This window comes from Nocardia albiluteola, from assembly GCF_018860155.1.
Lineage (GTDB): Bacteria > Actinomycetota > Actinomycetes > Mycobacteriales > Mycobacteriaceae > Nocardia > Nocardia albiluteola.
The window spans coordinates 27,027-43,802 of the sequence record NZ_JAHKNI010000001.1; the positions used below are offsets into that span (position 1 = coordinate 27,027).

At 68.4% G+C, this 16,776-nt stretch carries 18 protein-coding genes and 1 riboswitch; of the genes, 8 read left to right on the forward strand and 10 right to left on the reverse strand.

Features of this window, described 5'->3' with window-relative positions; translation table 11 throughout:
- Window positions 1–8 precede the first annotated feature (8 nt).
- The 3 genes from rpsR (at window position 9) to dnaB (ending at window position 2,825) form a co-directional block, all read left to right on the forward strand.
- Entirely contained in the window at window positions 9–278 is a 270-nt protein-coding gene (rpsR, locus tag KO481_RS00145) for a 30S ribosomal protein S18 (protein WP_215915825.1), read from the forward strand.
- Between the two features lie 16 nt (window positions 279–294).
- Window positions 295–750, forward strand: a complete 456-nt coding sequence (gene rplI / locus KO481_RS00150) for a 50S ribosomal protein L9 (RefSeq protein ID WP_215914886.1) — start codon at window positions 295–297, stop codon at window positions 748–750.
- A gap of 695 nt (window positions 751–1,445) precedes the next feature.
- Window positions 1,446–2,825 carry a replicative DNA helicase gene (gene dnaB, locus KO481_RS00155; protein ID WP_215914887.1) on the forward strand — a complete coding sequence of 460 codons (1,380 nt, stop codon included), beginning with the start codon at window positions 1,446–1,448 and terminating at the stop codon, window positions 2,823–2,825.
- 286 nt (window positions 2,826–3,111) lie between these two features.
- Here the strand turns inward: dnaB and KO481_RS00160 are convergent, their stop codons facing one another.
- The 4 genes from KO481_RS00160 to KO481_RS00175 all read right to left on the reverse strand — a co-directional run bounded on the left by KO481_RS00160 (window position 3,112) and on the right by KO481_RS00175 (window position 6,427).
- Entirely contained in the window at window positions 3,112–3,828 is a 717-nt protein-coding gene (locus tag KO481_RS00160) for a hypothetical protein (RefSeq protein ID WP_215914888.1), read from the reverse strand.
- Between the two features lie 84 nt (window positions 3,829–3,912).
- Window positions 3,913–4,467: an isochorismatase family protein gene (locus KO481_RS00165; protein ID WP_215914889.1), complete on the reverse strand. Its 555-nt coding sequence runs from the start codon at window positions 4,465–4,467 to the stop codon at window positions 3,913–3,915.
- A gap of 38 nt (window positions 4,468–4,505) precedes the next feature.
- The gene (locus KO481_RS00170) at window positions 4,506–5,903 is read right to left on the reverse strand and encodes an MFS transporter (protein WP_215914890.1); all 1,398 of its coding nucleotides are present in this window, start codon (window positions 5,901–5,903) and stop codon (window positions 4,506–4,508) included.
- Between the two features lie 83 nt (window positions 5,904–5,986).
- Window positions 5,987–6,427, reverse strand: coding sequence for a MarR family winged helix-turn-helix transcriptional regulator (locus tag KO481_RS00175; RefSeq protein ID WP_215914891.1), 441 nt, complete (start codon window positions 6,425–6,427; stop codon window positions 5,987–5,989).
- Window positions 6,428–6,563: 136 nt separating this feature from the next.
- Between KO481_RS00175 and KO481_RS00180 the strand changes: the two genes are divergently transcribed.
- Window positions 6,564–7,691: an alkaline phosphatase family protein gene (locus tag KO481_RS00180; protein WP_215914892.1), complete on the forward strand. Its 1,128-nt coding sequence runs from the start codon at window positions 6,564–6,566 to the stop codon at window positions 7,689–7,691.
- 87 nt (window positions 7,692–7,778) lie between these two features.
- The gene (locus tag KO481_RS00185) at window positions 7,779–8,861 is read left to right on the forward strand and encodes a DUF2332 domain-containing protein (RefSeq protein ID WP_215914893.1); all 1,083 of its coding nucleotides are present in this window, start codon (window positions 7,779–7,781) and stop codon (window positions 8,859–8,861) included.
- A gap of 316 nt (window positions 8,862–9,177) precedes the next feature.
- On the opposite strand, the gene KO481_RS00190 is transcribed toward KO481_RS00185, so the two are convergent.
- A complete protein-coding gene (locus KO481_RS00190; RefSeq protein WP_215914894.1) occupies window positions 9,178–9,462 on the reverse strand; it encodes an ANTAR domain-containing protein in 285 nt (94 codons plus the stop codon).
- A 222-nt stretch (window positions 9,463–9,684) separates the two neighbouring features.
- Window positions 9,685–9,855: riboswitch (M-box (ykoK) riboswitch) on the reverse strand.
- A 153-nt stretch (window positions 9,856–10,008) separates the two neighbouring features.
- Between KO481_RS00190 and KO481_RS00195 the strand changes: the two genes are divergently transcribed.
- Both KO481_RS00195 and KO481_RS00200 read left to right on the forward strand, forming a co-directional pair.
- Window positions 10,009–10,683: a class I SAM-dependent methyltransferase gene (locus KO481_RS00195; RefSeq protein WP_308166178.1), complete on the forward strand. Its 675-nt coding sequence runs from the start codon at window positions 10,009–10,011 to the stop codon at window positions 10,681–10,683.
- A 133-nt stretch (window positions 10,684–10,816) separates the two neighbouring features.
- Window positions 10,817–12,352, forward strand: a complete 1,536-nt coding sequence (locus KO481_RS00200; protein WP_215914895.1) for a phytoene desaturase family protein — start codon at window positions 10,817–10,819, stop codon at window positions 12,350–12,352.
- 10 nt (window positions 12,353–12,362) lie between these two features.
- Here KO481_RS00200 and KO481_RS00205 read toward each other — a convergent pair whose 3' ends face one another.
- From KO481_RS00205 to KO481_RS00215, 3 genes are all read right to left on the reverse strand, one after another.
- A complete protein-coding gene (locus tag KO481_RS00205) occupies window positions 12,363–13,139 on the reverse strand; it encodes a class I SAM-dependent methyltransferase (protein WP_308166179.1) in 777 nt (258 codons plus the stop codon).
- Window positions 13,140–13,211: 72 nt separating this feature from the next.
- Entirely contained in the window at window positions 13,212–13,787 is a 576-nt protein-coding gene (locus KO481_RS00210) for a hypothetical protein (RefSeq protein WP_215914897.1), read from the reverse strand.
- Window positions 13,788–13,926: 139 nt separating this feature from the next.
- Window positions 13,927–14,547, reverse strand: coding sequence for a PadR family transcriptional regulator (locus KO481_RS00215; RefSeq protein ID WP_215914898.1), 621 nt, complete (start codon window positions 14,545–14,547; stop codon window positions 13,927–13,929).
- 117 nt (window positions 14,548–14,664) lie between these two features.
- Between KO481_RS00215 and KO481_RS00220 the strand changes: the two genes are divergently transcribed.
- Window positions 14,665–15,126, forward strand: coding sequence for a hypothetical protein (locus tag KO481_RS00220; RefSeq protein WP_215914899.1), 462 nt, complete (start codon window positions 14,665–14,667; stop codon window positions 15,124–15,126).
- Window positions 15,127–15,298: 172 nt separating this feature from the next.
- Here KO481_RS00220 and KO481_RS00225 read toward each other — a convergent pair whose 3' ends face one another.
- Both KO481_RS00225 and KO481_RS00230 read right to left on the reverse strand, forming a co-directional pair.
- The gene (locus tag KO481_RS00225; protein WP_215914900.1) at window positions 15,299–15,859 is read right to left on the reverse strand and encodes a dihydrofolate reductase family protein; all 561 of its coding nucleotides are present in this window, start codon (window positions 15,857–15,859) and stop codon (window positions 15,299–15,301) included.
- A 211-nt stretch (window positions 15,860–16,070) separates the two neighbouring features.
- Entirely contained in the window at window positions 16,071–16,697 is a 627-nt protein-coding gene (locus tag KO481_RS00230) for a DUF459 domain-containing protein (RefSeq protein ID WP_215914901.1), read from the reverse strand.
- Window positions 16,698–16,776 lie beyond the last annotated feature (79 nt).

Genomic DNA, 16,776 nt, shown 5'->3' on the forward strand with positions numbered 1-16,776 from the left:
AGAAGACCATGGCCAAAGCACCGGCGCGCGAAAAGGTGCTGAAGAAGAAGGCTTGCGCTTTCTGCAAGGAGAGCAAAGCCGCTGCCAAGGACGGCAAGAACGTTGCCGCCATCGACTACAAAGACACGACGCTGCTGCGTAAGTACGTGAGCGACCGCGGCAAGATCCGCGCCCGCCGCGTGACCGGCAACTGCGTGCAGCACCAGCGCGACATCGCCATTGCGGTGAAGAACTCGCGCGAAGTGGCGCTGCTGCCGTACGTGTCTTTGGCTCGCTGAGAACGGGAGGCACACAATGAAGCTGATTCTGACTGCTGATGTCGACAACCTCGGTGCCCCCGGCGACACCGTGGAGGTCAAGGACGGCTACGGCCGTAACTATCTGCTCCCGCGCGGCCTGGCGATCGTTGCCACCCGTGGCGCGGAGAAGCAGGTCGCGGGCATCCGCCGGGCGCAGGACGCCCGCAAGGTGCGCGACCTCGATCACGCCAACGAGCTGAAGCAGGCCATCGAGGGCCTGGAGTCGGTCTCGCTCGCGGTGAAGACCGCGGGCACCGGCAAGCTGTTCGGCTCGGTCACCACCGCCGACATCGCGGGCGCCATCAAGGCCGCCGGCGGCCCGGTGCTGGACAAGCGCAGCATCGAACTGCCGAAGGCGCACATCAAGAGCACCGGCAAGCACGGTGTCGTGGTGCATCTGCACCCCGATGTCGCCGCCAAGTTCACCCTGCTGGTCGACGCCGCAGAGTGAACTCGCGCGCATAGCGTATGACGTTCGAAGGCCACCCTCGTGCCTGGGTACGGGGGTGGCCTTCGAATGCGCTCTGGGCTGTCACCACGGTAATTAGCTAATGATTTGCCTCGCTCGGGTCGCGGACATAGACTCCGGCGCGGCAATCGCATCGTCTCGACCTCGGATGATTCGGGATCGAATGGGGATAACTTCACGGACCGACCGGTCGCACTGTGACCGTCGCCATAGTCGGTGCGAGCACTGTTAACCCAACACGCCCGGCTGTTCATCTCGGAAGACACGCCGAGGCTTGATTAATCCACATGTGGGTAACGGCAGAACCGCCGTCCTACCTTGCTATCGACGTAAGCTCCTGCACGTTTTCCCCATGTAATGCACAGGGGTTGCACAACGGCAGGTGAACTATCCCCAGTTTATCCACAACTGTGTGCACAGCACGGTTTGGTGCTCCCCAGCCCCGTCCCATAGGTTCATCCCGATGTCGTGACCCGGCGCCCGGATCGGCGCGATTTCGCGGGCCCCGCACCATGCACCATCGGTTTGCTATGGTCCGCCCCGCGGCGTCGCACATCGCCCTCGCGGCACTGGTGCCCGCCGCCGCGGTGAGGTGAAAATGTGTCGGTGCCCAGGCGTACAAACGGGTCACCGATAGAGTGCAAGCCGGGCGTGATGAGAGAGGACGGTCGAGTCTCGTGGCAGTCGTCGATGATCGCGGACACTCGGAGTACGACGACACGCCAGGCGAGGATTTCGGCCGCCAGCCCCCGCACGACATGGCCGCCGAGCAGTCCGTCCTGGGCGGCATGCTGCTGAGCAAGGACGCCATCGCCGACGTCGTGGAGGTCATCCGCCCGGGCGACTTCTACCGCCCGGCCCATCAGGCCGTCTACGACGCCATCCTGGATCTGTACGGCCGCGGCGAGCCCGCCGACCCGGTGACCGTCTCCGCCACTCTGGATCGCCGGGGCGAGCTCAAGCGCATCGGCGGCCCGCCCTATCTGGTCACCCTGACCCAGACCGTCCCCACCGCGGCCAATGCCTCCTACTACGCGGAAATCGTTGCGGAGAAGGCGATCCTGCGCCGCCTGGTGGAGGCCGGCACCCGCATCGTGCAGTTCGGCTACGCCGGGGCCGACGGCCAGGACGTCGCGGAGGTCGTCGACCGCGCCCAGGCCGAGATCTACGAGGTCACCGAGCGCCGCTCCTCCGAGGACTTCCTGCCCCTGGAAGAACTCCTGCAACCCACGATGGACGAGATCGACTCCATCGCCAGCCGCGGCGGCATCTCGCTCGGCGTACCCACCGGCTTCACCGAACTCGACGAGGTCACCAACGGCCTGCACCCCGGCCAGATGATCATCGTCGCGGCGCGTCCCGGTGTCGGCAAATCGACCCTCGGACTCGATTTCATGCGCAGTTGCTCGGTGAAGCACGGGCTGGCCAGCGTCATTTTCTCGCTGGAAATGAGCAAGACCGAGATTGTGATGCGTCTGCTGTCGGCGGAGGCGAAGATCAAGCTCGGCGACATGCGCTCGGGGCGGATGAGCGACGACGACTGGACGAAGCTGGCGCGGCGGATGAGCGAGATCAGCGAGGCGCCGCTGTTCGTGGACGATTCGCCGAACCTGACGATGATGGAGATCCGGGCCAAGGCGCGCCGGCTCAAGCAGCGTCACGATCTGCGGCTGGTCGTGGTCGACTACCTCCAGCTGATGACGTCCGGCAAGAAGGTCGAATCCCGTCAGCAGGAGGTCTCGGAATTCTCCCGAAGCCTCAAACTTCTGGCCAAGGAATTAGAGGTTCCGGTAGTCGCGATCTCTCAGCTGAACCGTGGCCCGGAACAGCGAACCGATAAGCGCCCCATGGTCTCTGACCTGCGTGAATCTGGATCGCTGGAGCAGGATGCGGATATGGTGATCCTGCTGCACCGGCCCGATGCGTTCGAGCGGGATGATCCACGCGGCGGCGAGGCGGACCTCATTCTCGGTAAGCACCGAAATGGGCCCACCGCGACGATTACCGTGGCGCACCAGCTGCATCTGAGTCGCTTCGTCGACATGGCGCGCGGCTGATATCTTGTCGCACCGACGGCACCGCCCATGGCGGTTGCCGAGATCGAAGCCGCCTGCCCGCGAATTACTTTCGCTCGATGGGCCTCGTGACCGAACGAGCATTCTTGGGGCCGGTGCCGACGGTCGCCGTGCCACGGGGCACGAGGGTCTGCGCCGTGCGTTGGCCCCGCCGATAGCCCCAGAAGGGGAGCGCCGCCGGACGACCATAGGCTGAGAGATCTGGCGGCGCCCGGTTCTCCGCTCCGCCCGGCCTGGCGCTCAGGTCGGGCGAAGGCCCTCCAGCGCTTTACATTTCACCCCGCGCGTGCAGAGTGTTGTACATCTGCACCGCACTGGCTATGCCGACCGGCGCGCCGACCAGCGCCCCGCCCAGGACCGCGCCCACGCCACCCACGGCGCCCGCTCCGAGAATGCAGCCGCCGACCGCGGCCAGCGGTGTGACCGGAAGGACGACCGCCGACAACGCGCCGCCGGTGACAGCGCCGATCGGGCAGCCGATTACCGCGCCGCCCACGCCGCCGACCATGGCTCCCACGCCCGTGGCCAGCCCGAACTGCATGGCGACTCGGCCGAGGGCGTTATCGAAGTCACCCTGCTGGTCGACCGGACGGGCCGGTGCGGCAGGGGGATTGGGCATCGGCTGCGCGGATGTAGGCGAATCCGCCTGCGGCGCAGCAATACCGGTCGCGGCCGGAGGGAGTGTCGATGCCTTCGGGGGCGTAGCGAAATCCCGCTGCCCGAAGACCGTTCGGCCCGTTACGTCCTTGACCTGCAACGCATTGCCCTGGGTGGTGAGCGTCCCGATCGGAGTCGACAGCACCGCGGAGCGATCGTCGGTGTTGCCGGTGTACCGCACACCCGGGGCGAGCCATGCATTCACGGTGTTCTGGTCCGCGGCGGGCGGCGTGACGGGAGCCGCCGCGTTCGCCGAGCCCGCGGCGATGACGGTGGCGGCGGTCGCGGCCAGCGCGGCGATGCAGACCGCAGAGGTCATCTTCCTCATGACAATTCCTCCTCGATAGATGTACGTGCACCTCGAAATAGGAGGCGCTGGGCGTCATCAGGGACTGGTGACACGGTCGGGAGATCACTTGCCGAGGTGGGCGAGGACCTCGTCGGTGGTCCCGGTCTCCCCGAGCTTGGGGAAGATCCGCGCGATCGAGTTGTCGTGCGTCGCGGCGTCGAGGTCGGTCATGGCGTCGATCGGCAGCGCCACGTGGAAGCCGTGCTCGTGGGCCTGACGGGCGGTGGACTCGACGCCGATGGCCGTCGAGATTCCGCAGACCACGACCTGGGTTACCCCGAGTTCCCGAAGGTGTTCGGCCAGGTCGGTGTTGTGGAACGCGCCCCAGGTGTACTTGGTGACCGTCTTGTCGCCGGGCTGCTGGTCAAGTTCCGGGAGCAGGTCCGTCCAGTCGGCGGGCAGGTCCCCGGCCCGGACGCCCTGTTCGGTGCGGCCCGGGGCGCCGCCCGCCACATTGACCAGTACGACGGGGAGCTGTTCAGCACGGAATGCGTCGGCGAGCCTGGCCGCGTTGGCCAGGACGGCGTCGAACGGGTGGACCGTCGGGATGTGGGCGACGCCGGACTGGAGATCGACGACGATGAGGGCCGTGTTGGGGTCGATCGTGGTGATGGGCATGGGTATCTCCTTCATCAATGGGGGTCGAGCGATTGCTGTCACGCGGGCCGCAGAGTGCGGTCGGCCAGTGTGAGTGCCACCAGCAGGACGCTGGCGGCCGTCATGATCCAGCCGGTCTGGTGGACGCCGTGATCGGTGACGTTGTGATGGAAGACCAGGCCCGTGACCGCGCTGGCGCCGATCGAGCCGACGTATCCGAAGGTGCGCAGCAGCCCGGACGCGGTGCCCAGCTGATCGGCGGGTGCGTGCTGGGTGAGCGAGGTCTGGTTGCCGGCGGTGGAAAAGCCGATGGCGAGACCGAATACGAGGGTCACGATGACCACGACGCCGATCCAGACTGTGGAGCCGAGCAGCAGCACGCCGACCGATCCGAGCAGGCAGGCGGCGGCGGCCGCCGTGACCGGTCCCCGGACGAGTCCGCGCCGGGACAGCGGCGTGATGATGAGACCCGAGATCAGGGTCATCGGCAGTAGCAGCAGCCCGGCGGCGGACTCGCTGAAGCCTCGCACGCCCTCGATCCACTGGGTGATGCCGTACAGGACGACGTAGACGCACAACTGGGTCAGGCCGAAGCGCAGATAGGTGTTGGCGAGTCCGGGGTTGGCGGCCAGGAGCCGCACGTCGAGGAAGGGGGTCCGCGCCCGCAGCTCCCATGGCACCAGCACCGCCCACAGGGCCAGGGACAGCGCCAGGACCCACCAGTGCGCGCTCGGCAGGCCGAACAGGAAGATCAGCAGCGTCAGCACGGCTCCGGCGAAGCCGAGGATGCCGGGTACGTCGAGCTTCGACACGATCTGGCGCACGTTCATCGGTTCGGCGCGCTTCGGGTCGGGTTCGATCCACGCGACCGCGGCGATGAACGCGATGACCGCGACAGGCACGTTGACGAAGAAGACGGCTCTCCAGGTCAGGGCGCTCACGAGGACGCCGCCGAGGGGAAGGCCGAGCGAGGCGGTGGCGATCCCGGCGATCATGAGTCCACCCAGGACGCCGCCCGGCGGCTTGGCCAGGCCGGCATCGCGCGCACGGCGTTGGATGAGCAGCATTGCGGTCGGGTAGGCGCACGAGGTGCCCAATCCGATGACGACCCGGCTCAGGATCAGCATCCACAGGCTCTGTGCGAAGCCGCCGAGGACCCCGCCGAGGGCGACCATGACGATGCCGGACATGAAGATTCGCCGGGGCCCGAACACCTCGGCGGCCTTGCCCGCGGTGGGCAGGGCGATCGTGCTGGCCAGATACAGGGCGGCCACCAGGGCCGCGGTGCGGCCGATCTGGATGCCCAGGTCACCGGCGATCGGCAGCAGCGCCGTCGCGATAAGTGAGCTGTTGACGGGGTTCAGAGCCGAGCCCAGGAACAGCGGCGAGGTGAAACGCCAGGAGAATGGGTGGCCGTCGTAGGGCGAGGTTTGGGAGTGCTTTTCAGCCAATGACATTGCGTGCCTCAATCATTCGCGGTCGAAGCCGCGCCTCATCGACCCCGCATACTCGGCATGGGGGCTGATATGGGTTTCGGGGGTCAGAGCCCTCGGGCGAGCCGTTCGAGCAGCGGAGCCGCAGCCGCCAGCAGGGCTACCTCGTCGTCGGTGAACGACTCACCGAGCGCGACCGCCATGCGACCCGACACCGCGTCACGGGTGACGTGCAGGGTGTCGCTGCCGGCCGCGCTGGCCGTGAGCAGCGACCGCCGACCGTCCTTGGGGTCGGGCGACCGGGTCACCAGGCCGTGCTCCTCCAGCGACGCGACGGTCGAGCCCATCGCCTGTGGGGTGATCTGATGCAGGCGGGCGAGATCGGCGATCGTGATCGGGCCGCTGCGGTCGATGTGCGACAGCGCGGTCAGTTCCGGGGTCGTCAACTGCCCGTCCGTGTGGGTCTCGCGGGTGCGCCGCTTGAGCATTCCCACCGCCACCTGGATCGCGGTGGCAGTGGAGCGGTTCAGGGCATCACGAGCGTCCATAAATAGAAGTCTAGACTGACAATCTCAACATTGCCAGTCTGGACTTCCTAATTGCGGCTCGGGCGGGCCCTGCGGGCTTCGCAGCGGTCCGCAGCACGGTCGCGCGACGAGCTCGAATCCGGCAACATCGGCATCGATGACATACACACTCGCCGACGTCCTGCCGTCGGTCGCGGCGTCCTTCGGTATGGATGTGCACAACTCTCTGGGGTTCGTGCCCAATCGCGACGTCGTGGTGCTGGTGATCGACGGGCTGGGCGCCGAACTGCTGGCACGGCACCCGGATGTCGCGCCGACCCTGACCGCACACGTCGTGGGCACGCTGACCGCGGGATTTCCGGCGACGACCGCGACCAGCCTCAGCAGCCTCGCCCTGGGGGCGCCCTGTGCGACGCACGGCATCGTCGGCTACAGCTTCGCGATGCCGGACCCGGCTGGGCTCCGGTTGCTCAATGCGCTGCGCTGGCGCCTGGACGCCGCGACCGGCCAGGACGCCCGCGAGAGGTATCGGCCGGAAACGGTGCAGTCGGGCGCGAGCCGCCTGGAAGACCTTGCCGCGCACGGAATCCAGGTGCACTACGTCATTCCCGAGTACCAGTACCGCTCCGGTTTGAGCCGGGCCTCCTTCCGCGCGGCGGGCACGCTGCATCCGGCCACCACACTCGATGAACTGCGGGCTGGAATCCTCTCCGTCGCAGGCCATTCCGGCGCGGGGTCGCGATTCGCCTACGCGTATTTCCCCGACCTCGATGCGACCGGCCACCTGCACGGACCCGAATCACCGCAGTGGCTGGCGGCGCTGCACGATATCGACTCGTCGGTGGCCGATCTGCTGAGTGAACTTCCGGCGACGTGCACGCTGCTCATCACCGGCGATCACGGAATGATCCTGGCGGACAACGTCATCGACCTCGATTCCCGGGACGCGTTACAGCGCGACGTGCGGCTCATCGGCGGCGAGGCGCGGGTGCGTCACGTCTACCTCGAGCGCGCCGATGCGGTGGCGGATGCGCTGGCCCGGTGGGCCGGCGAGCTGGCCACGCACGCACGGGTAGTGAGCCGGGAGCAGGCGCTCGATGAGCACTGGTTCGGGCCGACCCCGCCCAGCGCCGTCATCGCCCATCGAATCGGCGACCTCATCGCGGTCGCGCAGGACCGTACCGTTCTCGTTCGCCCCGGCGCCGAACCGATGGAGTCGGCATTGCTCGGTCACCACGGCGCGTGGACCGCCGACGAACAGCTGGTGCCACTCATCGCCCGTTGACCTGCGAGGCCCGGATTCACGGGTGACCGGCATCGATCCGGCCGGCCCGGATCGTCGCGGCGGCGCGGGCTCGGGCAGAGTGGATTCGTGACGCTCATTTCCCAGTTCGAGTATCAGTCGAGGGCCGCCGACGCACTGGGCTCGTCGTTGTATGCGATCCTCCTGGCCGAGATCGCGCGGGATATCGAGGCCGCCGGGCCATGCGCCCGGGCGGTGGCCGGTTTCGAGGACTCCCACCGCGATTCCGCGCTACCCCTGCGGTTCGTGGCCGCCGTGCACGCGCTGGTGCTGTCCGGCGAGGTTCCGGAACTCGCGCGCTACTATCCGAGTGCCGGGCCGGAGGCCGCCCCACCCGACGCTGGGCTCTGGCCGGCGTTCCGCGAAGTCGTTGCGGCACAGACCGAATGGATAGCCGCCTGGCTCGACACCCCACCACGCGCGCCGCAGACGAACGATGTCGGCCGGGCCGTGCCGCTGCTGGCCGGACTGCTGGCCGCGGTGGATGCGACTCCGCTGCCGATTCGCCTGCTGGAGCTGGGCAGCAGCGCGGGGCTGAACCTGCGTGCGGACCAGTTCCGCTGGCACACCGGCGATCTCGACTGGGGACCGCGCGAGTCGCCGGTCGTTCTCGGCGATGCCTGGCGGGAGCCGGTGCCATCGTGGCTGGTGTCCGCGGTGCGCGGGCATCCCACGGTGCGCGTCGTCGAGCGGCGGGGCTGCGATCTCGCGCCCATCGATCCGCTCTCGCCGCACGGGGCGCTGGCGCTGCGTTCATATGTCTGGCCGGATCAGATCGAGCGGATGACGCGGCTGGACGGCGCGCTGCGGCTGGCCGAGCGGGTTCCGGCCGAGGTGATCACCTCGGGCGCGGCGGAATTCCTCGCGGGCATAGATCTGGTGCCCGGGGCACTGACAATCGTGTGGCATTCGGTCATGCGCCAGTACGTCGACCCGAAGGAGTGGCAACTGGTGGCCGCCGAGCTGGACCGGCTGGCCGCGGCCAGCGGACCCGATGCGGGATTCGCCCATATCGCGTTCGAACCACAGCTGACTCGCGACGATCGCAACGGATTCCGGCTCACCGCCAGAATCGGCAAGACCCCCGAGACGGTACTGGCGCGAGCCATGCCCCATGGCATTCCGGCGTTCGTCCGATCCGAGGACCAGTGACCGGGCTGCTGCCTGAGGTTCCGGGCGGCGACGAATCGCGGCATCGCCATATGCTGCTCCTCCCACCTGACTCATCAACGGTCGAATCCGTTGCGAGAGGGAATACATCGACGCTGATCGGCGGCACCCGGCGACGAGTAATCGGGCTACCACTCGAGGTCCGGGCGGCGACGAACCACGGCGTCGCCGGACCACGCTCTGCCGCTCGGCTCACCAAGAGCCGGACTCGTTGCAAGTGGTACGCATCTGCGCCGTTCAGCGGGCGCCCGGCGCGGCGTGGAGCATGCCCGAACCGGTGGGGTGCGTGGGCGAAGTGCTAGGCCGGGGCGGGAACCTCGGCGGCCCGCGCGAACAGGTGCCCCCACGCGGTGTGCGCGACGGCGGCGGGGCCGGGGGCGACGGCGGGAGCATCCGCGCCGGCCAGTTCGACCAGGGCGCGGGCCAGACCCAGCGCGGGCACCCGGTGCTGGTGGGCGGTGTCGAGGATTTCGGCGAACGCGTCGGCGGGGCTGTAGCGGCGTAGCGCGACCAGGACGCCCTCGGCGGTGTCGAGCATGCGGGCGTCGTTGCGGTGGAAGGTCTCGATGGCGGGCTTGGTCATGATCTCTCCTGTGAACTCGGAAGAATCAGCCGCCGCAGGCGATTTCGGCCGCGCGGGGCTGAGGGCTGGTGGATTGTCGAGCCGGACTCGGATACGGACTGGCGTCGGACGTCATACGGTGTCCCTCACCTCCTCGGGGCCGAAGTCATTGTTGCCGGGAACGGCGAAATTCGCCGCTGCCGGATGTCAGGACAGGGAAGGACGCCTCGCAACGGAGCGAGGCGGGCACCCCTCTCGTCAGAGCTTCGGCACTGCGCGACGTATCCCGGAACCGGGAAGCCACTTGGGATCGCTCCTTAATCCGGGGCGACCTGTCCTGATCTTGGGCGTCTCTCGACGTCGTGAGATCAGTGGCCTGTGTTCACACAGGAGCCTCGCCTAGCGAGGTGCTGACCCCAGCCATCCTGACGGCGACCACGCCGGAAGTCAAGAAGGAGAAATCGGCGTGTTATGCGGTCGAGACCCGTTGCGAATCAGGCACTTTCGCACGGGAAGAGCCGATGCGCGCGCGGCGGGGTTGTCGGTGGTGGCGATTAGGCTGGCGGCGTGCAGAAATCCAGCGCCGTCGAACACCCCGATACCCGTGCCACCAGGGACGCCTACGACGAGTGGGCGGAGGTGTACACCGAGCGGACGGCGGGCCTGCTGCCCAGCGAGCCGTTCGACCGGGCGATGCTGGGCGTGTTCGCGGAGCTCGTCCGGGCCGACGGCGGCGGTCCGGTGGCCGATGTCGGATGCGGTCCGGGCCGGCTCACCCCGTACCTCGTCGACCTCGGCCTGGACGTCTTCGGGATCGATCTGTCCCCGGAGATGATCCGGCTCGCCCGCGCGGCCCGGCCCGACCTGCGCTACGAGGTGGGCACGATGGAGACCCTGGCGCTGGACGACGCCGCGCTGAGCGGACTCATGGCCTGGTACAGCATCATTCATCTGCCACCGGAGCGAGTGCCCGGCGCGCTGACCGAATTCGCGCGGGTGCTGCGGCCGGGCGGGCGGCTGCTGCTGGCCTTCCAGTCCACCGACGAGGAGCTGGATATGCAACCGCACGATCACCGGGTCGCCCCGTCCTATCGGTGGTCGCTGCGCCGGATGGAGGAATTGCTGCGGCCGTGCGGGTTCCGCACCGTGACGCGGATGCTGCGGGACCGCGAGCCCGACGAGATCTACGGGGCCAGCTACTTGATCGCGATCCGAACCGACGGCGCGGGCGCCCCGGAGTAATCGACGGATCACCTGTGGGGCCGGCGCCGACGAACTGTACGGCCCCGCGAGCGATCTGCCGTCCTGGGCCCGGCACGCCTCTTCCTCGCCCGAACCGGGCGGGCCCGCCGCGATTTCGTGATATCCAGGGCAGATGCGTACCCGATACGACGTGGTCATCGTCGGCGGCGGTCACAACGGCCTGGTCGCCGCGGCCTACCTGGCGCGCGCCGGGCGCTCGGTGCTGGTGCTCGAGCGCGGGGCGCACACCGGCGGCGCGGCGGTCTCCGAGCGGGTGTTCGCCGGGTTCGACGCGCGCCTGTCGCGATACTCGTATCTGGTGAGCCTGCTGCCGCGGCAGATCGTGGACGATCTGGGGCTGCGGTTCACCACCCGCCGCCGCCGAATCTCCTCGTACACGCCGATGGACGGGCGCGGGCTGCTGGTGGATACCCAGGATGCCGCCCGCACCCGGGAAAGCTTCGTCCGGATGACCGGCTCGGACGCGGACTTCGAGGCGTGGCAGCGCTTCTACGGCGCGACCGGGCGCCTGGCGCAGCGGGTGTTCCCCACGCTCACGCAACCGGTGCCGCGCCGCGCAGAACTCGAGCGCATCGTCGACGACGCCGAAACCTGGGCGGCGATCTTCGAGCGTCCACTGGGGGAGACGATCGAATCCACCTTCGCCGACGACACGGTGCGCGGCGTGGTGTTCACCGACGCGCTCATCGGCACCTTCACCCACGCCCACGACCCGTCGTTGCGCCAGAACCGGTGCTTTCTCTATCACGTGATCGGCGGGGGCACCGGCGACTGGGACGTGCCCGTCGGGGGCATGGGCGCCCTCACCGATGCGCTGGCCGCGGCGGCGCGCGGCGCGGGGGCCGAGATCGTCGTCGATCACGCGGTCACCGGCATCGAAACCGACGGCGGCACAGCGGAAGTGGCGTTCACGGGCGGCACGGTCGCGGCGGGACACGTGCTGGTGAACGCCGCGCCACACGAGCTGTCCCGCCTGCTCGGCGAGCCCGAGGCGACCGGCCCCGAGGGCTCCCAGCTCAAGGTGAACATGCTGCTGAACCGGCTGCCGCGGCTGCGCGACACGGTCGATCCGCGCGAGGCCTTCGCGGGCACCTTCCACATCGCCGAGGGCTATGCGCAGCTGGATGCCGCCTACCACGAGGCCGCGGCCGGAACGCCGCCGACGGCCCCGCCCTCGGAGATCTACTGCCACACCCTCACCGATCCATCCATCCTGGCCGCCGATCTGGCCGCCCGCGGCATGCACACCCTGACCCTGTTCGGATTGCACACTCCGGCAGGGCTTTTCGCGCAGGACCACGATCGTGTCAAGCGTCGGTTGCTCGATGCGACGCTGGCCCAGCTGGATTCCGTACTGGCCGAACCGATCCGCGACTGCCTGGCCGTGGACGCCGACGGCCGGCCCTGCCTGGAGGCGAGAACCCCGCTGGACCTCGAGGACGAGGTCGGCCTGCCGGGTGGCCACATCTTCCACGGGGATCTGAGCTTTCCCTACCGCACCGACGACGATCCTTCCCCTGCCGCCCGGTGGGGCGTGGAGACGGAGCATTCGAACATATTCCGCTGTGGCGCAGGCGCTTTGCGCGGCGGCGGCGTCAGCGGTATCGGCGGGCACAACGCCGCGATGGCGGTGCTGGAGATCGCCTGAACACGGCGACTCAGCGCGGCATCGCCCGAATCACCAAGGTGCGCAACGGCAGATCGAACTCTCCGGCGGCCGTCTCGGGAATCCCCCGCAGGTACTCGGTGATGCGCCCCAGGAGCTCCGTACGCTCGCGCGGCGACACCACCAGCGTGTGCGAGTGGGTTCCGATGGTGGCGGTGAGACTTTCGACGGTGCGACGCTGGCCGTGCGGAAAATCGGAGCGCTCGAACTCCTCGAACAGCGGATGGGACGGCATGCCCCGGTCGGTGCGGGTCTGGAACGAGACGCCCGAGCGCGAGACCCGGTCCAGCTCGGCGACCCACTCCACGTCGACGGCATGGGTGTTCCAGAATGCCGCGAGGACGCCGCCGGGCCGCAGTACCCGGGCGATCTCCGGGAACGCGCGCTCCTGATCGAACCAGTGCAGCGCCTGCCCCACGAGCACCGCGTCCACCGAATCATCGGGCAGCGGAATGGATTCCGCGGTACCGGCCAGGGCGGTGAGGCCGGGATACCGCGTCGCGAACGCGGCGCGCATCCCGTCGTCCGGCTCCACCGCGGTGACCCGGGCACCGACGGCGAGCGCACCCGCGGTGAGCTTGCCGGTACCGGCGCCCAGATCCAGCACCTCGGGGTCCGGCTTACCCAGCGGCTCCAGCGCCCAACGGATGCCCGCGAGCGGATAGTCGGGCCGGTGCTCGTCGTAGGCGGCGGCCTCGGCGCCGAACGAGGCGGCACGCCGCGCCCGCAATTCGGTGTCCTCCACGGACCATTCGTTCGCACTCGTCACGCGCCATTCCCTCCGCCTCGACACAACGCGACGACCGGCCGCCGCCGGATCATCGCTCATCCGCCGTCGATGCTACTGAGATCGGGCGCCCGGATACGCGGGCAGCGACTGATCGTCGTCCCGCGCGGCATTCTTCCTGTTGGTCATCACGCCCACGTCGGGCATCCGCTCGAGCAGGAGGCGGCGCATGGAGATCCGCGGTATTTCGTCCTGGCCCTGGTGCGCCCAGGCCGCCGCGATCGAGAGCCGGATCAGGCGGCGCGCGACGTAGAACAGCAGCGCGGCCAACGGCAGCTCGCCCGCCCCGGCGGTCAGCAGCGAGACGGGCAGATCGGGCGTGTTCCAGTCCAGCACGATATCGAACCAGGCGTCGCAGCACAGCAGCGTCGCGGTGACGATCGCCCAGGGGATGAAGATCCGGCGGTGCAGCCAGGCCCACAGGGCCGTCATGCCGATGGAACCGATCACGAAGAAATCGAATCCGACCCACGCGACGTCCCACTGGGTCACCTCGTGGCGCGAGGGCAGGCTGGTCGCCAGGTAGACGACCCAGGGGATCAGGAACACGAAACTGCCGGTCACCACGGCCAGAAACATCCATCGCAGGTGCCTGGCGGCGGGGTGGCTGGGGGTCAGTGTGAGCGCCATGCCCTACCTCCCGGTGATCTCGCTGCCTCTGGGGCCGATCCGGTGTTGCTGCTGATCGACTACCAACCGGTAATGGGAGCAACCGGTGCGGTGGCCGGATTAATTCCGATCGTCGGGCGGATGAACGTCACACCACCGGTCAGGACTGGTTCATCGACCGGTCGACGTGGGGGGCCAGCGTCTCCGCGGACCAGGTGAGGGTTCCGGCATCGAGGTCGGCCACCACCCCGTCCAGCCACCGCAGCTCAGCCTCGGTGACCGCGCGCAAGTATTCGTCCTCGAGCATAACGACCCGCGGCAGCGCGAACTGCTCGGCCTGTTCGGCATCCGCGGCCATCTCCGCGAGCTCGGCGCGCAGCGCGTCCGCGCGCCGGCGCAGCTCCACGGCCGCGGCATCGGGGCCCAGCAGCATCAGGAACGACAGCGCGGCCGGGAACTCCGGGTACTCGTTGCGCGGGTGGCCCACCATCTCGGCCAGCCAGCCGGCGACGGCCGCGCGCCCGGCATCGGTGATCTCGTAGACGGTGCGCTCGGGGTATTGCTGATCGCGTCCCGTCTCGCGGACCGCCACAAGTCCCGCCTCCTGCAGCCGGGCGATGGTCTTGTACAGCGCGGCGCGCTGGCCGACGTTGACCACCTTGTCCTTGCCCCACTCCTTGATGCGGCGCTGGATGGCGTACGGGTGCATCGGCTCGAGATGCAGGATGCCGAGCAGTGCCATCGCGAGCGCGGAGCGCTTGAACTGGGTCGATGTGGTCACATCACCATTCTACTAGGTGCCCCAAGACTAGATTTTCAAAAACTAGTTGCAAAAGAACTAGTCCTTATGCAACTATAGACGAGCAGGCGAACCCGCCCCTTCCACACAGGAGTCACCATGAACACCGCCACCCCCGTTCGCATCCACGTCGACCACGAGGCCACCAAGCGCCTGGGCGATTGGACCTCGGAGAAGCAGTTCGACGTCACCGCCCGCTGGGGCTTCGTGGTCCTGGACCTGCGCTCGCCGCTCATCGAGGGCGACGAGGATATCGAGGTCAACGTCAATCTCGACCACGGCACCATCAAGCTGCTCGTGCCGGACGACGCGGTCATCGATCAGACCGGACTGCAGTGGACCGGCCGCGGCCGGGTCAAGGACTTCGCACGCCCGAACGACGCGGCGGGCCGGGTCATCCGGCTCACCGGCACCTGCACCAGCAGCGAATTCCGGGTACACCGGGCCGGCGTCGCGGTTCTGTCGGCGCTGTTCTCCCGCGAGTTCTTCGAGGATGCGCGCCGCGCCCGGCGCGAGGGCCGCACCCCGACCCTCATCGATCCGGCCAACGCGCCGCGGTAATCGCCCGATCGGAATCGCTGAGCGGCAACTCAGCGGCCGCGACACGTCCTCCCCGGCAACGGCGCCGGGGAGACAGCGACGTCAGGGCGATCATCGCGGCACCGATACGGCACCGGCACCACGCTTCGGTCGTCCCGGGACGCTCGTTCCGGCGAGCGTGGCGTTCCGCGACTCAGCCGAAGCTCGGCCGGGTGACACTGTGCTGGGTGACCCGATAGGTCCCCAGCAGCACCCCGTTGTCCAGCACCTCGGACTCGGCGAGCGCGAGGGTCGCCTCGGCCCGCACGGGGTTGAACAGCCGCAGGCCCGCACCGAGCAGCACCGGGTAGCGCACCAGCCGATACTCGTCGACCAATTCGGCCTCGCGCAGGAAGTTCACCAGCGAACCGCTCCCGAAGACCAGCAGATTCCGCTCGGCGCGCAGCTTCGCGATGCTCGCGGCGAGATCGCCTTCGATGCGATGCGCGTTCCACGCCAGCTCGGTGGCGGTCGTGGTCGCCACGTACTTGGGCATGGCGTTCATCTTGTCCTTGTACGCGCCCTCCTCGGGATGCCCCGGCCAGGACGCGGCGAACATCTCGTAGGTCGCCCGGCCCAGCAGCAGCGCATCGGCCTCCTCGAGCTCCGTGGACTTGTAGGCCGCGATCCGGTCGGTCCAGAACGGCGCGGTCCAGGCCGGATTCTCGATCACATCGTCGAGCGAAACGAATTCTGCGACAACGATCTTCCCCATAATGTCCTCACTTCTGCGTGCTCTGCCGCCGGATTGCCGACGGCGCCGTATGCCCGTTCCGACGAGACGGCGCACCGAAATTCATCGCCCAACCGACCGCCGGGCCGTTTCGATAGCCATCAAGTTGCCGAATACCCTACGAGCATCGCCGCGGCGGCGCAGCCCGGGCGCGACGAATCGCGCCGCCGGAAAGAACGCCGAACGCCCCCACTCAACGCACGACGGGTAGCGCCGAACCCGGCTCGGCCATCCACAGCAGCCAGTGCGGCACGATGAGCGCGGCGAACTCGTCGTATCCGGTCGCACCGGGGTGATAGCCGTCGGCCTCGCGGCACGCCCGCATCCAGGCGGCGTTCTGCCGCAGCGGCTGGTGCACCCGCACGTAGGGAACGCCTTGCGCCGCACAGACTTCGGTGAACCTCGCATCCAATGCCTCGATGCGGGAGTTGTGTTCGTCGTCGATGTTCGGGGGCGGTGCGACAACGAGTGCTGCCCAGCCCCGTTCGGCGGCGCGCTCGAGCATCGCGGTCAGATTCGCGACCGAATCCGCCTCGGACACGCGAATTCGGCTGTCCTCGATGAGCGTGTCGTTGACGCCGAAGGAAAACACCACGCGCGCATCGGTATCCGCCGGCAGCCGCAGCGCGCACTCGGACTCCCAGCGGGCGGCGATATCCGCCGAGGTCTGCCGCCGTATGCCCAGGTTGTAGTACGTCAGCGGGCGTCCGGCCGCGCCGGAGCGCACCGCGAGCCGCCCCGGCCACCCCAGGTACTGCCCATCGCCCACGCCGGCGACCAGCGAATCACCCACGAAACAGACTCGGACATCTTGGATCACCGTGCGATGTTTTCACGACCGGCGGCGAGGCTTGCCGCAGAGGCAGCAAAAAATTATCCGGTGCTGGGCGAAATGTGCT

What these genes read in the sequence shown, in the direction of transcription:
- KO481_RS00210 (WP_215914897.1), bottom strand. Translation starts at nt 13,787, where the DNA reads ATGGCGCTCACACTGACCCCCAGCCACCCCGCCGCCAGGCACCTGCGA.
- rplI (WP_215914886.1), top strand. Translation starts at nt 295, where the DNA reads ATGAAGCTGATTCTGACTGCTGATGTCGACAACCTCGGTGCCCCCGGC.
- KO481_RS00175 (WP_215914891.1), bottom strand. Translation starts at nt 6,427, where the DNA reads ATGGACGCTCGTGATGCCCTGAACCGCTCCACTGCCACCGCGATCCAG.
- KO481_RS00225 (WP_215914900.1), bottom strand. Translation starts at nt 15,859, where the DNA reads ATGGGGAAGATCGTTGTCGCAGAATTCGTTTCGCTCGACGATGTGATC.
- KO481_RS00220 (WP_215914899.1), top strand. Translation starts at nt 14,665, where the DNA reads ATGAACACCGCCACCCCCGTTCGCATCCACGTCGACCACGAGGCCACC.
- rpsR (WP_215915825.1), top strand. Translation starts at nt 9, where the DNA reads ATGGCCAAAGCACCGGCGCGCGAAAAGGTGCTGAAGAAGAAGGCTTGC.
- KO481_RS00180 (WP_215914892.1), top strand. Translation starts at nt 6,564, where the DNA reads ATGACATACACACTCGCCGACGTCCTGCCGTCGGTCGCGGCGTCCTTC.
- KO481_RS00190 (WP_215914894.1), bottom strand. Translation starts at nt 9,462, where the DNA reads ATGACCAAGCCCGCCATCGAGACCTTCCACCGCAACGACGCCCGCATG.
- KO481_RS00160 (WP_215914888.1), bottom strand. Translation starts at nt 3,828, where the DNA reads ATGAGGAAGATGACCTCTGCGGTCTGCATCGCCGCGCTGGCCGCGACC.
- KO481_RS00200 (WP_215914895.1), top strand. Translation starts at nt 10,817, where the DNA reads ATGCGTACCCGATACGACGTGGTCATCGTCGGCGGCGGTCACAACGGC.
- KO481_RS00170 (WP_215914890.1), bottom strand. Translation starts at nt 5,903, where the DNA reads ATGTCATTGGCTGAAAAGCACTCCCAAACCTCGCCCTACGACGGCCAC.
- KO481_RS00165 (WP_215914889.1), bottom strand. Translation starts at nt 4,467, where the DNA reads ATGCCCATCACCACGATCGACCCCAACACGGCCCTCATCGTCGTCGAT.